The following is a 16766-nucleotide window of genomic DNA, read 5'->3' as shown; positions in this document are numbered from 1 at the left end:
GCTGTTGAGTTCTCAAGGAACGGACGCTTCCTTCGTACTCACCCTCTCGGGCTTTCCTCCGGGCGCTTCCCTTCGGTGTTTCCGACTCTATCAGACCTTTTCGGATCTGATTCCCGGTCGGCGGGGCCTTTCGACATTCACTACGTTAGCGGATTCCCTCGGCAACTCATAATCGAGTTCGCGAGTTCTTGAATTCGAGCATGCAGACATGCAGAATTTTCCCTCGCTGAGGGGTATCGCAGGTAGTGGGTTGGCCGCTTCCGGCTGCTGGCGAATGCCGTACCCGGTTCAAGCGGCTCGGGCTACGTTACGCATCCTTCAAGAACGCGTCAACTTGAGCGACGTCGGGGTGCATGGGCCCGATAAGGGCTCACCGTCGTGTCGTCGGCGATCCAGAAGCGCCATGGGTGGACGCCGCCGTCGCCGGACACACCCGTGCGCGGACCGTTGCGTACCTGGTCGGGGGGTACGGGGGTACCGGTGGCCACTCTCAGCGGGGTGTCGCCGGGGGCGCAGGCGTCCGTGTCGTCAAGGGCTCGATCCACGCCCAGGGCCGTGGTCAGGCGGGCCGGGCCTTTGGCCAGTTCCTTGTCGTTTCGGGCCGATAGTCGACGTTTACGTGCCAGCTCGACGCCCTCGATGATCTCGCCGGCGCGGAGCAGTACGGCGCTCGCTGTCCCTTCGGGGCCGCAGACGAGGTTCATGCAGTGCCACATGCCATAGGTGAAGTAGACGTACACGTGTCCGGGCGGACCGAACATCACGTCGTTGCGGGGGGTGCGGCCGCGATAGGCGTGCGAGCCCGGGTCGTTCGGGCCGTCGTACGCCTCGACCTCCGTCAGGCGCAGCACGATCGGGCCGTCCGGGGTGGTCCGTACCAGGATGCGGCCGAGGAGGTCGGGGGCGACCTGCAGTACGGGACGGTCGAAGAAGCTCCTGGGGAGTGGCGTGCGGTCCGGGGGCACGATCATGGCCCTTGAGCGTAGTCCAGCAGGAGTGGGTGCCAAGGGGTGGTCGGCGGATCCCGCCGTTGCCAGGATGTGCCGCGGAACCGGCTGGGCCCGGATCGCGTTTGTAGGGATCAAGGGTCCGTACGTAAAGGGAGAGTCATGGCGTTCAAGAAGCTGCTCGCGAGTCTGGGGGCCGGTGGCGCTTCGGTCGAGACGGTGCTCACCGAGGAGAATGTGGTGCCGGGCGGCGTCGTCCAGGGTGAGGTGCGAATCCAAGGCGGATCCGTGAACCAGGAGATCCAGGGGCTGAGCGTCGGCCTGCAGGCGCGGGTCGAGGTGGAGAGCGGCGACGAGGAGTACAAGCAGAACATCGAGTTCACCAAGGTGCGGCTCGGTGGCGCGTTCGAGTTGCAGGCGGGGGCCGTGCACACGGTGCCGTTCGGACTGGAGATCCCCTGGGAGACGCCCGTCACGATGATCGACGGGCAGGCGCTGCGCGGGATGCACATCGGGGTGACGACCGAGCTGGAGATCTCCCGCGCGGTGGACTCCGGCGACCTGGACCCGGTCAATGTGCACCCGCTGCCGGCGCAGAAGGCGATCCTGGACGCGTTCATCCAGTTGGGCTTCCGCTTCAAGAACGCGGACCTGGAGCGCGGTCACATCCGGAACACGCGGCAGCGGCTGCCGTTCTACCAGGAGATCGAGTTCTATCCGCCGTCGCAGTACCACGGTCTGAACCAGGTCGAGCTGAGCTTTGTGGCCGACGAGCAGTTCATGGACGTCGTTCTCGAAATGGACAAGAAGGGCGGGCTGTTCAGCGAGGGCAGCGACACCTTCCGGTCCTTCCAGGTGGGGCTGCACGACTTCCACGGGACCGATTGGGCGGCGTACCTCAACCAGTGGCTGTCCGAGGTCGGCAGCAGGCGTAACTGGTTCTAGGCTCGGTTCCCTCTGCAGGAACGGATCAGGAGGTACCGAGGTGACCGAGCTCAAGCGGCGGCCGCTCCCCCATGATTTCCACCCGCCCGTGCCGTCGTTCACGGTGACGAGCGAGGACATCGAGGAGGGGGCGACGCTCAAGGACGCTCAGGTCTACGCGGCCGGCAACACCTCGCCGCAGCTGCGGTGGGAGGGCTTCCCGCCCGAGACCAAGAGTTTCGCCGTGACGTGCTACGACCCGGACGCGCCGACGGGCAGCGGTTTTTGGCACTGGACCGTGTTCGACATCCCGGTCTCGGTGACCGGGCTGCCGGCGGGCGCGGGCAGCGGCGGGTTCGAGGGTCTGCCCGCGGGCGCGGTGCAGGTGCGCAACGACTACGGCACGAAGGACTTCGGCGGTGCCGCGCCGCCGCCCGGTGACGGCCCGCACCGGTACGTCTTCACCGTGTACGCGGTGGACCAGGAGAAGCTGGGTCCGGACGCCGACGCCTCGCCCGCCGTCGTCGGCTTCAATCTGCGCTTTCACGCGATCGCGCGCGCCCGGCTCATCGGCGAGTACGAGAACCCTGCGAAGGGCTGATCCGGCCCGCCGAATCAGCCGAGCGTTCATGGAACGTTTGCCCGCCCCCGGTCTTGGATGTGATCGGGGGCGGGCATTTTTTATTGCGTTGTCCATCTCGGCGTGCCCGTCCAGAGTTGATCCAAGCCCGCCGGGGGGTGGGCGGTGCACACGGGAGGTGGGCTGGTGCGGGACACGCTGGTGCTGAACGCGAGCTTCGAGCCGCTGTCGACGGTGACGCTGAACCGAGCCGTCGTGCTGGTGCTCCAGGACAAGGCGGTCGTCGAGCAGGCCCACCCCGAACTGCGGATGCGGGGCGCCGATGTGGACATACCCGCGCCTCGGGTGATCCGGCTGTGCAGATACGTACGGGTGCCGTTCCGAAGACAGGCACCGTGGTCGAGGCGGGGTGTGCTGGTGCGGGACCGGCACCGCTGCGCGTACTGCGGGCGGCGGGCGACGACTGTGGACCATGTGGTGCCGCGGTCGCGGGGCGGGCAGGACACCTGGCTGAACACGGTGGCCTCGTGCGCCGAGGACAACCACCGCAAGGCCGACCGGACTCCGGAGCAGGCGGGTATGCCGCTGCTGCGGAAGCCGTTCGAGCCGACGCCGGCCGATGCGATGTTGCTTGCGCTGGGGGCCGAGGAGTTCGAGGCGCTGCCGGACTGGTTGGCTCGGGATGCTGCCTGAGCGGTCGCCGTAGCGGCTGGTGCGGGGGGCGACTGCGGGTTGTTCGTGGTCGCTCGCGCAGTTCCCCGCGCCCCTTCAGGGCGCTGCCGTCCTCAGGTCGTGCGTTGTTGCTCGCGCACAACCCCGCGCCCCTTTGGGGGCGCGGGGTTGTGCGGTGTTGTTGGAAGCAAGCGTCAGTCGATCTGGGGCTTTTCGCGGCGCTCCGCCATCGTGCCCTTGTCGCCCGACGAGCCGTTGCCCCCTGAACCGCCCGCCAGCGGGCCGAAGTTGCCCATGGCGCCGGACAGGCCCTTGAGGGCGTCGCCGATCTCGCTGGGCACGATCCAGAGCTTGTTGGCGTCGCCTTCGGCGATCTTCGGGAGCATCTGGAGGTACTGGTAGGACAGGAGCTTCTGGTCCGGGTCACCGGCGTGGATCGCCTCGAAGACCGTGCGGACGGCCTGGGCCTCGCCCTCGGCGCGCAACGCGGCGGCCTTGGCCTCACCTTCGGCGCGCAGGATCTGGGACTGCTTCTCACCTTCGGCGGTGAGGATGGCGGCCTGGCGCGTACCTTCCGCGGTGAGGATCGCCGCGCGCTTGTCACGGTCGGCACGCATCTGCTTCTCCATCGAGTCCTGGATGGAGGTGGGCGGTTCGATGGCCTTCAGTTCCACGCGGTTGACGCGGATGCCCCACTTGCCGGTGGCCTCGTCGAGGACGCCGCGCAGGGCCGCGTTGATCTCCTCGCGGGAGGTCAGGGTGCGCTCCAGGTCCATGCCACCGATGATGTTGCGCAGGGTGGTGACGGTGAGTTGCTCGATGGCCTGGATGTAGCTGGCGACCTCGTAGGTGGCGGCCCGGGCGTCGGTCACCTGGTAGTAGATGACGGTGTCGATGTTCACGACCAGGTTGTCCTGGGTGATCACCGGCTGCGGCGGGAACGGGACGACCTGTTCGCGCAGGTCGATGCGGTTGCGGATGGTGTCGATGAACGGGACGACGATGTTGAGGCCCGCGTTCAGTGTCCGCGTGTAGCGGCCGAATCGCTCCACAATGGCGGCGCTGGCCTGTGGGATGACCTGGATCGTCTTGATCAGGGCGATGAAGACCAACACCACCAGAATGATCAGGACGATGATGATCGGTGCCATCGTTGTTCCCCGTACCCTTCTCCGCCTCGGCGCTTTCGGAAGATCTTATGTTGTTGAAGATCTTGCTGGTCGAGTCTGGCAGACCGTCGGACAACTCGTGGTCCGTTCGGTGCAGTTGAGTCCCGCGAGGTCAGATGACGATCGCGGTGGCCCCCTCGATGTCCACGACGTCCACCTCCTGACCCGCCTCATAGGCGCGGCCGGTGTCGAGGGCGCGTGCCGACCAGACCTCTCCGGCGAGCTTGATGCGGCCGCCGGACGCGTCGACGCGCTCCAGCACGACGGCCTGTTTGCCCTTCAACGCGTCCACGCCGGTGGCGAGTCCGGGCCGCTGTCGGCTGTGCCGGTTGGCAAGGGGCCGTACGACGGCGATGAGGGCGACCGAGACGATCACGAAGCCGAGCACCTGGACCACCACGTCGAAGCCGAGGCCGGCGAGCACCGCCGCGGCGATGGCGCCCACCGCGAACATGCCGAACTCCGGCATCGCGGTGATGACCAGCGGGATACCGAGCGCCGCCGCGCCGACCAGCCACCACACCCATGCGTCGATGTTGTCCACGTGGTCATGGTAGGGCCGCGGGTCCCGTGTCGGACAGGGCGCGAAGGAAGTCAGGACAGCGGCAGGCCCTGGGCGGTCCAGCGGTCGCCGACCTGCTCGACGACGAGCGGGAGGCCGAAGCAGAGGGAGAGGTTGCGGGAGGTGAGTTCGAGCTCCAGCGGGCCGGCGGCCATGACCTTGCCCTGGCGGATCATGAGGACGTGGGTGAAGCCGGGGGCGATCTCCTCGACATGGTGGGTGACCATGATCATGGAGGGGGCGATCGGGTCGCGGGCGAGGCGGCCGAGGCGGCGGACCAGGTCCTCGCGGCCGCCGAGGTCTAGTCCGGCGGCCGGCTCGTCGAGGAGAAGGAGTTCGGGGTCGGTCATCAGGGCGCGGGCGATCATGGTGCGCTTGCGCTCGCCCTCGGAGAGCGTGCCGAACTTCCGGTCGAGGTACTCGCTCATGCCGAGGCGGTCCAGGAAGGCGCGGGCGCGCTGTTCGTCGACCTCCTCGTAGTCCTCCTGCCAGTGGGCGGTCATGCCGTACGCGGCGGTGAGCACGGTCTCCAGGACGGTCTGGCGCTTGGGGAGCTTCTCGGTCATGGCGACGCCGGCCACGCCGATGCGCGGGCGTAGTTCGAAGACGTCCGTGCCGGGCCTGCCGAGGGTCTCGCCGAGGATGGTGGCGGTGCCCTTGCTGGGGAAGAGGTAGCTGGAGGCGACGTTGAGCAGGGTGGTCTTGCCCGCGCCGTTGGGGCCGAGGATGATCCAGCGCTCGCCCTCCTTGACCGACCAGGAGACCTGGTCCACCAGAGCCCGGCCCTCACGGACCACCGATACGTCCTGAAGCTCCAGAACATCGCTCATGAGCGCGTTGTCTCCCCTTGCGTTGTGGCCGGTCTCGGCGCTGTCGCGGTCGCCAGTGGCTCGGTCCGCCGCGCCGGTGGGCGCAGCCCCTACGAAATCTACGCCACCGGTGCCGCGCTCCATTCCATCGGTCCGGTCCTTAGAGCTGCGAACAGAATGGGCGCCCGGCGCGCGGCGTCTGGCACGCACGCTCGCGGCGTTGCCGAAACGCCCTGGTAGCTCCGCTACGAGGACCTTCCGGCGCCTTGCCATCGCACGCACCAGACGCCGCACCCTGATCGGACTCCCACTCTGTTCGCAGCTCTTAGGGTGGGGGCATGCTCTCGGAACCGCGTTCAGGACGCCTTGCCGCTTGGGGAAATGCCCTCTTGGCCGGACTCGTCTCCCCGGACGACGCCGTACTCGCCATCGTGGGCGAGGACGCGGTGCACCGGTTGGAGGGGCTGCCGGGTGAGCCGGCGCCGGTCGGTCTCACGCTCGGGCTGGGCCGGTTGCGGGCGCTGGGCGTGACGGGGTTGCGGGTGGCACTGCCGCAGCCCGGGCATCCGCTGGGGCTGAGCGGGCCGCCCGAGTTCAACACGCGGGCGCTGGAGGCGGAGGAGGCGGTGGTCTGTCATGGCGCCGCGTTCGGGTTGGTGCCCGAGGTGTACGAGGCGGGCCCGGACGGCGATGTGCACGTCGAGGTGGTCTGGCGTTGTCTGCCGGTGCGCCAGGCGCCGCCCGCCGACGTGCCGTCGCTGGGTGAGGCCGAGCGGGAGTTGACGGAGGCGCTGCGGGAGGCGACGGAGTTGCTGTCGCGGCTGGATCTCGCCGGGTCGGGTCCGGTGGCCGAGGCGGCGATCGACGCGTACCGGGCGCGGGTCGAGGGGGCGGCGCGCAGCGCCCCGGCGACGGGCGGGCGGGGGTGGGAGGTGTTGGCGCCGGGGTATCCGCCGCGGGCGGTGCGGGTCCTGGAGTTGGCGCAGCGGGTGGGCCTGTTGGTGTCGCTGGCGTACGAGAACGGGCACGGCGGGGCGGTGAGTGCGTCGGAGATGGCGGCGCGGGGCGCCGCGCTGCGTCCGGTGGAGCGGACGGCCCGGCGGGCGCTGGTCGCGGCGTACAACTCCGTTGTGGAGGAGCGGGAACGGGGAATGCGGTGAGCGGGGGCGCGGGAGGGGTAACGGGGGCAGTGGGGGCGGTGGTGGCTTCGCGTGGTGCGGTGCCGCGTGCCCTTGTGAAGGCGGTACCGCACGCCCTTGCGTAAGGCCGTACCGCGTGCCCTTGGGTGAGGCGGTTGCTGCGGCCGCAGGGCCCCGCTCGTGGTCGTCGTCGGACCGGCGGGGCCCTGGTCGGTCCGCTCTGGCTCAGCCGTTGGCGCTCTGGTTGCCGAATGCCGGGTTCAGCAGGCCGATCACGTTGACGCTGAGGCCGGTGGCGTTGACGGGAACGTGGACCGGGACCTGAGCCACGTTGCCGGAGCCGACGCCCGGGGACTGCTCGGCCGCGCCCACGGCTCCCGAGTCGGCGAAGGCCGCACCGGCCGAAGCGCCCGCGGCGATACCGGCGAGGGTCATGGCTACGGCGGCCTTCTTGGCGATGTTCATTGGAAACGTTCCTCCTGCGTGTGCGTGGCCGACCCGGCATGGGTCGCACGCTGATCAACGTCGATGGGGTCCGGGCGGTACGGAGCTGCGCGGCCGACAGCCCGATCGGACGATTGGGACGACAAACGGACCGGCCTCCCGGTGTCCGGGAGGCCGGCGGTCGCTGACGCCGCGCGGCGCGGCGTCAGCCGTTGAGGCCGAGGTTGCCGAAGGCGGGGTTCAGCACACCGATGACGTTCACGCTGTTGCCGACCGCGTTCACCGGGATGTGCACCGGGGCCTGGATGACGTTCCCGGAGACGACGCCCGGGGAGTGCTCGGCCTTGCCGCCGGCCCACGAGCCTTCGGTGGCGGAGGCCATCCCGGCACCGGCGGCCACCAGGCCACCGGCCACCATCGTCACGGCCGCTGCCTTCTTCAGGTTCTTCACTTCTAAGCCCTCCTTGGCGATCACCGCGGCAAGTTGCCGTGGCACGCACTGGAGAACGCCGGAGATCCACGGAGGATGCGCCATCCGGGTGACATTCCCACGACGGTATGAATCTCAGCTCGGAACGGAACCCTCCGTGCTGCCGGGGGTGAGGTCCCACGGGGGGCGTTTCAGCCGGTCAGGCCGTGTCGGACGGCCCACAACGCGGCCTGGGTGCGGTCCGCGAGGTCCAGTTTCATCAGGATGTTCGAGACGTGCGTCTTGACCGTCTTCTCGGACAGCACGAGGGCGCGGGCGATCTCCCGGTTGGAGCGGCCGTCGGCTATCAGGCCGAGCACCTCGCGCTCCCGCTCGGTGAGCGAACCTCCGCGGCCCTGGCCGGAATTGGCCTCCTCCTGGGAGAGCAGCGCGCCGGCCACCTCCGGTTGGAGCAGGATGTGTCCGGCGTGTACGGAGCGGATGGCGCCGGCGAGCGCGTCCGGGTCCACGTCCTTGTAGACGTATCCGGCGGCGCCCGCGCGCAGGGCCGGGACCACGGTGCGCTGCTCGGTGAAGCTGGTGACGATCAGCACGCGCGCGGGGTTGCCGAGTTCCCGGAGCCTGCGCAGCGCGTCGATGCCGTCCATGCCCGGCATCCTGACGTCCATCAGGACGACGTCGGGGCGCAGTTCCTCGGCGCGGTCGACCCCTTCGGCGCCGTCGGCGGCCTCGCCGACGACCTCGATGTCGTCCTGCACCTCCAGGAAGGTGCGCAGTCCCCGGCGGACGACCTGGTGGTCGTCGACGAGCAGGACTCTGATCGCGTCAGCCACCGGGGACCTCCATCTCGATCGTGGTGCCCTTGCCGGGCTCCGATTCCACGGTCAGCGTGCCGCCGACGCCGCTCGCCCGGTCGCGCATGGAGACCAGGCCGAGATGGCGCCCCGCGCGGTGCACGGAGCGCGGGTCGAAGCCGCCGCCGTCGTCGGTGACGCACAGGACTGCCCCGCAGCCGCGCCGGTTCACGGTCACGTCGACATGTGCGGCTCCGGAGTGCCGCAGGGCGTTGTGCAGGGCTTCCTGGGCGACGCGCAGCAGGGCCTCCTCCTGGGCGGCGGGCAGGGCGCGGAAGCATGTGCTCGCGAAGGTCACGCGCGCGGTGTGGGCGCGGTCGAGGACCTGGATCTGGGTGCGCAGGGTGGCGAGCAGGCCGTCCTCGTCGAGGGCCGCGGGCCGCAACTCGACGACGGCGGCGCGCAGTTCGTCGGCCGCCTCCGCGGCGAGCGCGGCCACCTGCTGCAACTCGCCCTTGGCGCGCAACGGGTCGCGGTCGACGAGACGGGCCGCCGCCTGGGCGGTCAGGCGCAGCGAGAAGAGCTTCTGGCTGACCGCGTCGTGCAGTTCGTGGGCGAGGCGGGAGCGTTCCTCGGCGATGGTGAGTTCGCGGCTGCGCTCGTAGAGGCGGGCGTTGGTGAGGGCGATCGCTGCGTGCTGGGCGAGGATGGCGAGGAGTTCCTCGTCCTCCTCGGTGAATCCGCAGCCGGGGTCCCGGCGGTGTCCCTTCGGGCGCCGCTTGTTGGCGAGGAACAGCGCGCCGATGGCCTCGTCGCCGTCGCGGATCGGCAGTCCGAGGAAGTCGGACAGCTCGGGGTGGGCGGTGGGCCAGCCCTCGAAGCGCGGGTCCTTGCGGACGTCGGCGAGGCGCACGGGGGTGGCCTCGTGCAGCATCGCGGCCAGGATGCCGTGCTGGCGCGGGAGCGGGCCGATGGCCTTCCACTGGGCGTCGCTGACGCCGTCGACCACGAACTGGGCGAACCCGCCGTGATCGTCCGGGACGCCGAGCGCGGCGTAGTGCGCGTCGAGCAGCTCGCGCGCCGAGGCGACGATCGTCTTGAGGACGTCGCGCACCTCCAGGTGCCTGCTCATGGCCAGGAGCGCGGAGCTGACCGCGGCGAGGCCGGACCGGGGGCCGTGACTCATGTCCTCACGGTACCGGCGGGGTGTGACAGCGCGGATCGGACCGGTGGCCGCCGGGGGTGGGCCGGTGGGCCTAGGCCCACCGGTGTAGGTCCCGGGCCTCCGACCGGTGGCGTAGGCCGAAGGACCCCGCCGGTGTGCGGCCCGCGTCCGAGGCGGCCGACCGGGTTGCGTTCCTACGGTGGGGCCACCGCCGAACCGAGGCGGGTGAGACCGAGGGGACGGTTGTCATGCCGGTAGCGATCATCACGGGCGCGTCGAAGGGGTTGGGGCGGGCACTGGCCGAGGCGTTGGCCGCCCGCGGCTGGGATCTGGTGCTCGACGCGCGGGGCGGCGCGGCCCTGGCGCGGGCGGGGGGAGAGATCGCCGCGCACGGCACGCGCGTGGAGGCCCGGACCGGGGACGTCACCGACGCCGGGCACCGGGCCGAGCTGGTGGCCGCCGCGCGTGCGCTGGGCGGCGTCGATCTGCTGGTGAGCAATGCGAGCGCGCTGGGCGCGGAGCCGCTGGCGCGGCTGGCCGAGCTGCCCCTTGACGGGCTGCGCAGGGCGCTGGAGGTGAATGTGGTCGCGGCGCTGGGTCTGGTCCAGGAGGCGCTGCCGCTGCTGCGCGAGTCGGCGGCGGGCGCGGTGATCGCGGTCAGCTCGGACGCGGCGGCCGAGGCGTACGAGACCTGGGGCGGCTACGGCGCCTCGAAGGCGGCTCTGGACCAGCTCGCGGCGGTGCTGGGCGAGGAGGAGCCGGGGCTGCGGGTGTGGGCGGTGGACCCCGGGGACATGGCGACGGACCTGTACGCGGCGGCCGTACCGGACGACGACGGCCCGCGGCCCGCGCCGGCCGGTGTGGTGCCCGCCTTCCTGCGACTGCTGGAGGAGCGCCCGGCGAGTGGCCGGTACGCGGCGCCGGCGCTGCTGGAGGGGCGATGAGGTCGGCGTTGCGGGTGCCGGAGGAGTTGTCCGCGCGGGTGCCGCCCGAGCAGCGCGGTCCGGGGCTCGGCCGGGATGCCGTACGGCTTCTCGTGTCGCGCGGCGACGAGGTGGCGCACCATGCGTTCGCCGAACTGCCGGGGCTGCTGCGGGCCGGGGATCTGCTGGTCGTGAACACCTCGCCGACGCTGGCCGCCGCGGTGGACGGGCGGATCGGGCACGCGCGTGTGGTGGTGCATTTCTCGACGCGCGGGGACGACGGGCGGTTGGCGGTGGAACTGCGGGATCCGGACGGCAGGGGCACCACGCACGCTCGTGCGGGCGGGCCCGCGGGTACAGAGGTGCGGCTGCCCGGCGGGGCACGGCTGGTGCTGGAGGAGCCGCTGAGCGAGCGGGGTGTGCGGCTGTGGTGGGCGCGGGTGTACGGGGCGGAGGTCACCGGGCTGCTGCGGGCGCACGGGCGGCCCATCCGCTACGCCTACACGGAGCGGGACCAGTCGCTGTCGGCGTACCAGACGGTGTTCGCGCTGCCGTCGCCCGACGGGGCGGGCGGTGCGGAGATGCCGAGTGCCGCGCGGCCCTTCACGGCCCGTCTGGTGGCGGAGCTGGTGAGCCGGGGTGTGCGGTTCGCGCCGGTCACGCTGCACACCGGGGTGGCCTCGGCGGAGGCGCACGAGCCGCCGTACCCGGAGTGGTTCGCGGTGCCCGCGGCCTCGGCGTGGCTGGTCAACGCCGTACGGGCGGACCGGGCAGGGCACGAAGCGCTTCCTTTGCCGGGTGGTGGTCGACGGCCGGGCGGGCGGGTGATCGCGGTCGGGACGACGGCCGTGCGGGCCCTGGAGTCGGCGACGGGTGCGGACGGGGTGGTGCGGGCGGCCGAGGGGTGGACGGATCTGGTGGTGACGCCCGAGCGGGGGGTGCGGGTCGTCGAGGGGCTGCTGACCGGGCTGCACGAGCCGGAGGCGTCGCATCTGCTGATGCTGGAGGCGGTGGCGGGGCGTGCGGCAGTCCACCGCGGCTACGAGGCGGCCCTGGACGGGCTCTACCTGTGGCACGAGTTCGGCGATGTGCACCTCATCCTCCCGGAGGAGAAACCTCACACAGAGCATTGCTTCAGCAACTCTTGGTGAGAGTAGCACCGGGCCCATGTGACCCCGCACATAGGGCGCAGATCACGTACGAAGGCATATAGGAGATAAATAGGACCGCTGCGAGCGGGAAAGACGTTCCAGTCTGTCCCGATTTGCCCCTGACTGATCCACTACCGCGAATCGTACGTCACATCTTTGCCATGGGTTTTTGCGACCGCTAAGAATGGCTGCCGTCGCTCAACGCCGCGGGTTTCCGTCCGCGGCGTCCGTGCGGAGGAGAACCGATTTCCCCCGCAGAACGGAAGCGACCTCCGCGCTATTCGAAGAGGTCCATCTGCCATGCCCAAGAACATCAGCACTCGAAGTCTCGGTCGGACGGTGACCAAGCAGCACAAGATCGCGATCGCCGGTGTCGGTGCCCTCGGTGCCGCGGCCGTCGCCTTCTCCGCGGTTCCCAGCAGCGCGGAGACGGTCACCTCCTCGGCCCCCGTCTCCGCCGCCCAGGTGGCATACAGCAGCGAGCGGATCCCGGACGTCAAGGGAACCCTCACCGACCAGCTCGCCACCCAGAGCGTCAAGCTGGAGGCCATCGCGGCGCAGCAGAAGACCGAGGCCACGCAGCAGCAGGCCGAGGCCGCGGTGAAGAACGAGGCCGCCCAGAAGGCCGCCCAGCAGCGCACCGCGCAGGAGACCGCGAGCCGGTCTTCGCAGCGCCTCGACGTCAAGCCGGTCGCCGAGAAGACCTACGGCAACAACCTCGACGGCTGGATCCGCAAGTCCCTCGACATCATGAAGAGCAAGGGCATCCCGGGCAGCTATTACGGGCTGCACCGCAACATCATGCGGGAGTCCTCCGGCAACCCGAACGCCATCAACAACTGGGACATCAACGCCCGAAACGGCATCCCGTCCAAGGGGCTGCTCCAGGTCATCCCGCCGACCTTCAAGGCGTACCACGTCCCGGGCACGTCCTGGAACATCTACGACCCGGTCGCCAACATCACCGCCGCCGCCAACTACGCGGCCCACCGGTACGGCTCGATCGACCACGTCAACAGCGCGTACTGAGGTAGGCGCGGGCCTCAGTCACGAACGCAGAAGGGCGGCACCCGGTTGGCCGGGTGCCGCCCTCGGCCCGTCTTCGCGGCCGGACGCGCCTGCCTACTTGCGCATGACCTCGGGCTCGTGGCGGCGCAGGAAGCGGGCCACGAAGAAGCCGCAGAGCACGCCGAGGGCGAGCAGCGCGGCCATGTCCATGCCCCAGGCGCCCACGGTGTGGTCCCACAGCGGGTCGGTGTCACCGGCCGTCTCGGGCGGGCTGATCTTGTTGAAGTCCAGCGTGCTGCCCGCGGCGGCGACGGCCCAGCGCGACGGCATCAGATACGAGAACTCGTTGACGCCGATCGAGCCGTGCAGGGTGAACAGACAGCCCGTGAACACCACTTGGATGATCGCGAACATCACCAGCAGCGGCATGGTCTTCTCGGCCGTCTTCACCAGCGAGGAGATGATCAGGCCGAACATCATCGAGGTGAAGCCCAGCGCCATGATCGGCAGCGACAGCTCGACCAGCGTGGCGCCGCCGAGCACCAGGCCCTCCTCGGGGATCTCCCGGCTCGCGAAGCCGATCACACCGACCAGCAGGCCCTGCAGCACGGTGATCATGCCGAGCACGAACACCTTGGACATCAGATACGCCGAGCGCGACAGGCCGGTCGCGCGTTCCCGCTCGTAGATGACCCGTTCCTTGATCAGCTCGCGGACGGAGTTCGCGGCGCCCGCGAAGCAGGCGCCGACCGCGAGGATCAGCAGCACCGTGGTAGCCGTGCCGTTCGGGATGATCCGGCCGGTCTGCGGGTTGACCGGGTTGGGCAGCAGGCCCTTGTCCGGGTTGATCAGCAGGCTCACCGCTCCGAGCACCGCCGGCAGGATCACCATCAGGGCGAGGAAGCCCCGGTCGGAGGCGATCACCGAGGTGTAGCGGCGCACCAGCGTGCCGAACTGCGACAGCCAGCCCTGCGGCTTCGGCGGCTTCATCGCCTGCATCGGCGGCACCTGTACGGACTGCGGCGCGACCGCGTCGATGTCCGCGGCGTACATCTGGTAGTGCTGCGAGCCCTTCCAGCGGCCGGACCAGTCGTAGTCGCGGTAGTTCTCGAAGGCGGAGAAGACATCGGCCCAGGTGTCGTAGCCGAAGAAGTTCAGCGCCTCCTCGGGCGGGCCGAAGTAGGCGACCGCGCCGCCCGGGGCCATCACCAGGAGCTTGTCGCACAGGGCCAGTTCGGCGACGGAGTGGGTGACGACGAGGACCGTGCGGCCGTCGTCGGCGAGGCCGCGCAGCAGTTGCATCACATCGCGGTCCATGCCCGGGTCGAGGCCGGAGGTCGGCTCGTCCAGGAAGATCAGCGACGGCTTGGTGAGCAGCTCCAGGGCCACCGAGACGCGCTTGCGCTGGCCGCCGGAGAGGGAGGTGACCTTCTTCTCCTTGTGGATGTCCAGCTTCAGTTCGCGCAGCACCTCGTCGATGCGGGCCTCGCGTTCGGCGGCCGTGGTGTCGGCCGGGAAGCGCAGCTTGGCCGCGTACTTGAGGGCCTTCTTGACGGTCAGCTCCTTGTGCAGGATGTCGTCCTGCGGGACCAGACCGATGCGCTGGCGCAGCTCGGCGAACTGCTTGTACAGGTTGCGGTTGTCGTAGAGGACCTCGCCCTGGTTGGCGGGCCGGTAGCCGGTGAGCGCCTTGAGCAGGGTCGACTTGCCCGAGCCCGACGGGCCGATGACCGCGATCACGGACTTCTCCGGGACGCCGAAGGAGACGTCCTTGAGGATCTGCTTGCCCCCGTCGACGGTGACGGTCAGATGGCGGGCCGAGAAGGAGACCTCACCGGTGTCGACGAACTCTTCCAGGCGGTCGCCGATGATACGGAAGGTGGAGTGGCCGACGCCGACGATGTCGTTCGGGCCGAGCAGCGCCGAGCCGCCCTTGGCGATCGGCTGGCCGTTGACGTACGTGCCGTTGTGCGAGCCGAGGTCGCGGATCTCCATCCGACCGTCGGGCGTCGCGTGGAACTCGGCGTGGTTGCGGGAGACCTGGAGGTCGGAGACGACCAGGTCGTTCTCCAGGGCACGGCCGATGCGCATCACGCGGCCGAGCGAGAACTGGTGGAACGTGGTCGGACTGCGGTCGCCGTAGACCGGCGGCGCCCCCGCGCCACCACCGGGGCCCGGCTGCTGCGGGATCGACGGCTGCTGGACCGCCTGCTGCGGCGGCTGCTGCTGCCAGTCCGGCTGCGGCGGCTGCTGGGCCCAGCCGGCCCCCGCGCCCTGGGCCGCGTACGGCTGTTGCTGCAGCTGCGGCTGCGCGGCCACGGCCGCGGCACCGGACAGGTTCACCAGCGGCCCGTCGGTGGCGTTGCCGAGGTTCACGGCCGAGCCCGGGCCGATCTCCATCTGCTGGATCCGCTGGCCCCGCACGAAAGTGCCGTTGGTGCTGCCGTGGTCGTCGATGACCCAACTGCGGCCGTTGAAGCTGACCGTGGCGTGCCGCCAGGAGACCCTGGCGTCATCGAACACGATGTCTCCCTGCGGATCGCGTCCGAGGGTGTAGGACCTGGACGGGTCGAGCGTCCAGGTCCGTCCGTTTGATTCCAGTACGAGTTCCGGCACTCCATGCCCCACTGAGTTGTCCCCCGAGTTTCCCCCATCGCAGGGAGTCTAGGGATGTCGAACATCGTGGGGAACTATTCCAGGCCCGCCCCTCTGACCGAAAGTCGGGCCTTGTCACGAGCACGTACCAGCGCTTCGACTTCTTCCGTTGACGGGGTTGAAACCGGACCGGAAAGTAGTAATCCCCCGCGAGGGGGGCATGTGCGGCCGACCCGGCCGCGCCGCGGATCGGGGGGTCTGCCATGAACGCTGCCACGCGAGTCGGGACCGAGCGGCACGGCGAGCGGCTGCCGTGGGGAGATGTCCTGCTGTCCGCGATCGCCGCCGTGAGCTGGGCGTTGATCGCGATGGCGGGCACGGCCGCGCTCGGTCTGCATCTGCTGGGGGCCGACTCGGCCGGCTCACTGGGCCCGATGACGGCGGCGGTTGTGGCACTCGGGGCGGGTGGTTCCCTCTCGCCGTCCGGAGATCTGTCCGCTTTCGGACTGAAAGGCGCGGAGACGCATACGGCCGTCGAGATCACGCCACTTGGGGTGAGCCTCGTGGGCGCCCTGCTGTTGGCGTGGTACTTCCTGCGGTCCCTGCGCGGGGCCGCAGTCGTGATCGCCCCGTCCGAACTCCTCGTGCGCGCGGGGGCGGTGGTCGCGCTGTTCACGGCGATGCTGGGCGGGCTCGCCTGGGCCGGGCACGGTGTCGTCACGATCGACGGCGGCTCGCTCGGGCCGGACGAGTTGCCCGGTTCGGGCGGCGGCGGGGGCGGGGGCGGCGGTGGCCTCGGCATCCCGGGGATCGGCGACCTGATCGACGCGAAGGCGGCGGTCGGCTTCACCGTGGACACGGCGCCCACCCTGCTCGGTGGCCTGGGCTGGTCCGCGGGCGTCCTGCTGATCGCGCTGCTCGCCTCGCGCCGCACTCCCCTGCCGCGCGGTCTGGACGCCGTGCACCGGGTGGTCCGGCCGGCGGCCTCGGCGCTCGTCGGCGTGCTGGTCGTGGCCGTCGTGGCGGGGCTCGCGGCAGCGGCGTACGCGGCGATCGGCGACGACCATCCCCGGCGCATCGCGGGCGCGGCGCTGCTCGGCGCGCCGGGCGGGGTGTGGCTGGGCGTCCCCCTCGGTCTGTTCGTGCCCTTCGACGGCAGGGCAACGGGCGCCCTGACCGCCCTGCTGCCCGATCCGCTGGACCGGCTCCTCGCCGGGCAGCCCGACCGGCCCGTGACGCTCGGGCGGCTGGCCGAGCTGGACGGCCGGGTGTGGCTGCTCGGGGTGGCGGCGGCCCTCATGGTGCTGCTGGCAGGGGTACTGACCGCGGTGCGGACTCCGGTGGGGGTACGGGGCGGTGTGGGGGCGGCCGGCGCGGGGGCCGACGGGGGGGCCGGGACGCCCTGCGCAGGGACCACAGGCCGCGCGGCGGCACCCGCCGCAGAGATCGCGGGC

At 70.5% G+C, this 16766-nt stretch carries 17 protein-coding genes; 8 read left to right on the top strand and 9 right to left on the bottom strand.

Annotation, left to right across the window (positions count from 1 at the left end; genetic code table 11):
• Positions 1-329 precede the first annotated feature (329 nt).
• The gene (locus ACWEKM_RS41940) at positions 330-971 is read right to left on the bottom strand and encodes a DNA-3-methyladenine glycosylase (RefSeq protein ID WP_451626564.1); all 642 of its coding nucleotides are present in this window, start codon (positions 969-971) and stop codon (positions 330-332) included.
• Positions 972-1109: 138 nt separating this feature from the next.
• Here ACWEKM_RS41940 and ACWEKM_RS41935 point away from each other — a divergent pair, with 138 nt between their 5' ends.
• From ACWEKM_RS41935 to ACWEKM_RS41925, 3 genes are all read left to right on the top strand, one after another.
• Positions 1110-1892, top strand: coding sequence for a sporulation protein (locus ACWEKM_RS41935; protein WP_451626563.1), 783 nt, complete (start codon positions 1110-1112; stop codon positions 1890-1892).
• Between the two features lie 40 nt (positions 1893-1932).
• Entirely contained in the window at positions 1933-2472 is a 540-nt protein-coding gene (locus ACWEKM_RS41930; RefSeq protein ID WP_451626562.1) for a YbhB/YbcL family Raf kinase inhibitor-like protein, read from the top strand.
• Positions 2473-2637: 165 nt separating this feature from the next.
• Entirely contained in the window at positions 2638-3144 is a 507-nt protein-coding gene (locus tag ACWEKM_RS41925) for an HNH endonuclease (RefSeq protein ID WP_451626561.1), read from the top strand.
• Between the two features lie 173 nt (positions 3145-3317).
• Here ACWEKM_RS41925 and ACWEKM_RS41920 read toward each other — a convergent pair whose 3' ends face one another.
• From ACWEKM_RS41920 to ACWEKM_RS41910, 3 genes are all read right to left on the bottom strand, one after another.
• Positions 3318-4274, bottom strand: a complete 957-nt coding sequence (locus ACWEKM_RS41920) for an SPFH domain-containing protein (RefSeq protein WP_451626560.1) — start codon at positions 4272-4274, stop codon at positions 3318-3320.
• 130 nt (positions 4275-4404) lie between these two features.
• Positions 4405-4836 (bottom strand): NfeD family protein, encoded by a 432-nt coding sequence (locus ACWEKM_RS41915; RefSeq protein ID WP_451626559.1) that lies wholly within the window; start codon positions 4834-4836, stop codon positions 4405-4407.
• Between the two features lie 50 nt (positions 4837-4886).
• Entirely contained in the window at positions 4887-5684 is a 798-nt protein-coding gene (locus tag ACWEKM_RS41910; RefSeq protein ID WP_451626558.1) for an ABC transporter ATP-binding protein, read from the bottom strand.
• 317 nt (positions 5685-6001) lie between these two features.
• Here ACWEKM_RS41910 and ACWEKM_RS41905 point away from each other — a divergent pair, with 317 nt between their 5' ends.
• Complete coding sequence (locus ACWEKM_RS41905; RefSeq protein ID WP_451626557.1) at positions 6002-6823, top strand: hypothetical protein; 822 nt, start codon at positions 6002-6004, stop codon at positions 6821-6823.
• Between the two features lie 204 nt (positions 6824-7027).
• On the opposite strand, the gene ACWEKM_RS41900 is transcribed toward ACWEKM_RS41905, so the two are convergent.
• The 4 genes from ACWEKM_RS41900 to ACWEKM_RS41885 form a co-directional block, all read right to left on the bottom strand.
• Complete coding sequence (locus ACWEKM_RS41900; protein ID WP_451626556.1) at positions 7028-7267, bottom strand: chaplin; 240 nt, start codon at positions 7265-7267, stop codon at positions 7028-7030.
• 184 nt (positions 7268-7451) lie between these two features.
• Positions 7452-7697 carry a chaplin gene (locus ACWEKM_RS41895; protein ID WP_451626555.1) on the bottom strand — a complete coding sequence of 82 codons (246 nt, stop codon included), beginning with the start codon at positions 7695-7697 and terminating at the stop codon, positions 7452-7454.
• A 170-nt stretch (positions 7698-7867) separates the two neighbouring features.
• Positions 7868-8509 carry a response regulator gene (locus ACWEKM_RS41890; RefSeq protein ID WP_451626554.1) on the bottom strand — a complete coding sequence of 214 codons (642 nt, stop codon included), beginning with the start codon at positions 8507-8509 and terminating at the stop codon, positions 7868-7870.
• On the bottom strand, positions 8502-9656 hold the full coding sequence (locus ACWEKM_RS41885; RefSeq protein ID WP_451626553.1) for a GAF domain-containing sensor histidine kinase: 1155 nt from the start codon (positions 9654-9656) through the stop codon (positions 8502-8504). The genes ACWEKM_RS41890 and ACWEKM_RS41885 overlap by 8 nt, the downstream gene beginning before the upstream one ends.
• A gap of 227 nt (positions 9657-9883) precedes the next feature.
• Here ACWEKM_RS41885 and ACWEKM_RS41880 point away from each other — a divergent pair, with 227 nt between their 5' ends.
• From ACWEKM_RS41880 to ACWEKM_RS41870, 3 genes are all read left to right on the top strand, one after another.
• Positions 9884-10579, top strand: a complete 696-nt coding sequence (locus tag ACWEKM_RS41880) for an SDR family NAD(P)-dependent oxidoreductase (RefSeq protein ID WP_451626552.1) — start codon at positions 9884-9886, stop codon at positions 10577-10579.
• A complete protein-coding gene (locus ACWEKM_RS41875) occupies positions 10576-11709 on the top strand; it encodes an S-adenosylmethionine:tRNA ribosyltransferase-isomerase (RefSeq protein ID WP_451626551.1) in 1134 nt (377 codons plus the stop codon). The genes ACWEKM_RS41880 and ACWEKM_RS41875 overlap by 4 nt, the downstream gene beginning before the upstream one ends.
• A 300-nt stretch (positions 11710-12009) precedes the next feature.
• Complete coding sequence (locus tag ACWEKM_RS41870; protein WP_451626550.1) at positions 12010-12738, top strand: transglycosylase SLT domain-containing protein; 729 nt, start codon at positions 12010-12012, stop codon at positions 12736-12738.
• A 93-nt stretch (positions 12739-12831) separates the two neighbouring features.
• Here the strand turns inward: ACWEKM_RS41870 and ACWEKM_RS41865 are convergent, their stop codons facing one another.
• A complete protein-coding gene (locus ACWEKM_RS41865; RefSeq protein ID WP_451626549.1) occupies positions 12832-15345 on the bottom strand; it encodes an FHA domain-containing protein in 2514 nt (837 codons plus the stop codon).
• A 230-nt stretch (positions 15346-15575) separates the two neighbouring features.
• Here ACWEKM_RS41865 and ACWEKM_RS41860 point away from each other — a divergent pair.
• The coding region (locus ACWEKM_RS41860) for a streptophobe family protein (RefSeq protein ID WP_451626548.1) at positions 15576-16766 on the top strand (1191 nt) is incomplete at its 3' end.

Source organism: Streptomyces sp. NPDC004752 (assembly GCF_053601275.1).
The sequence above is the reverse complement of the archived record's forward strand: the minus strand, read 5'-3'. Positions and strand labels throughout refer to the sequence as shown.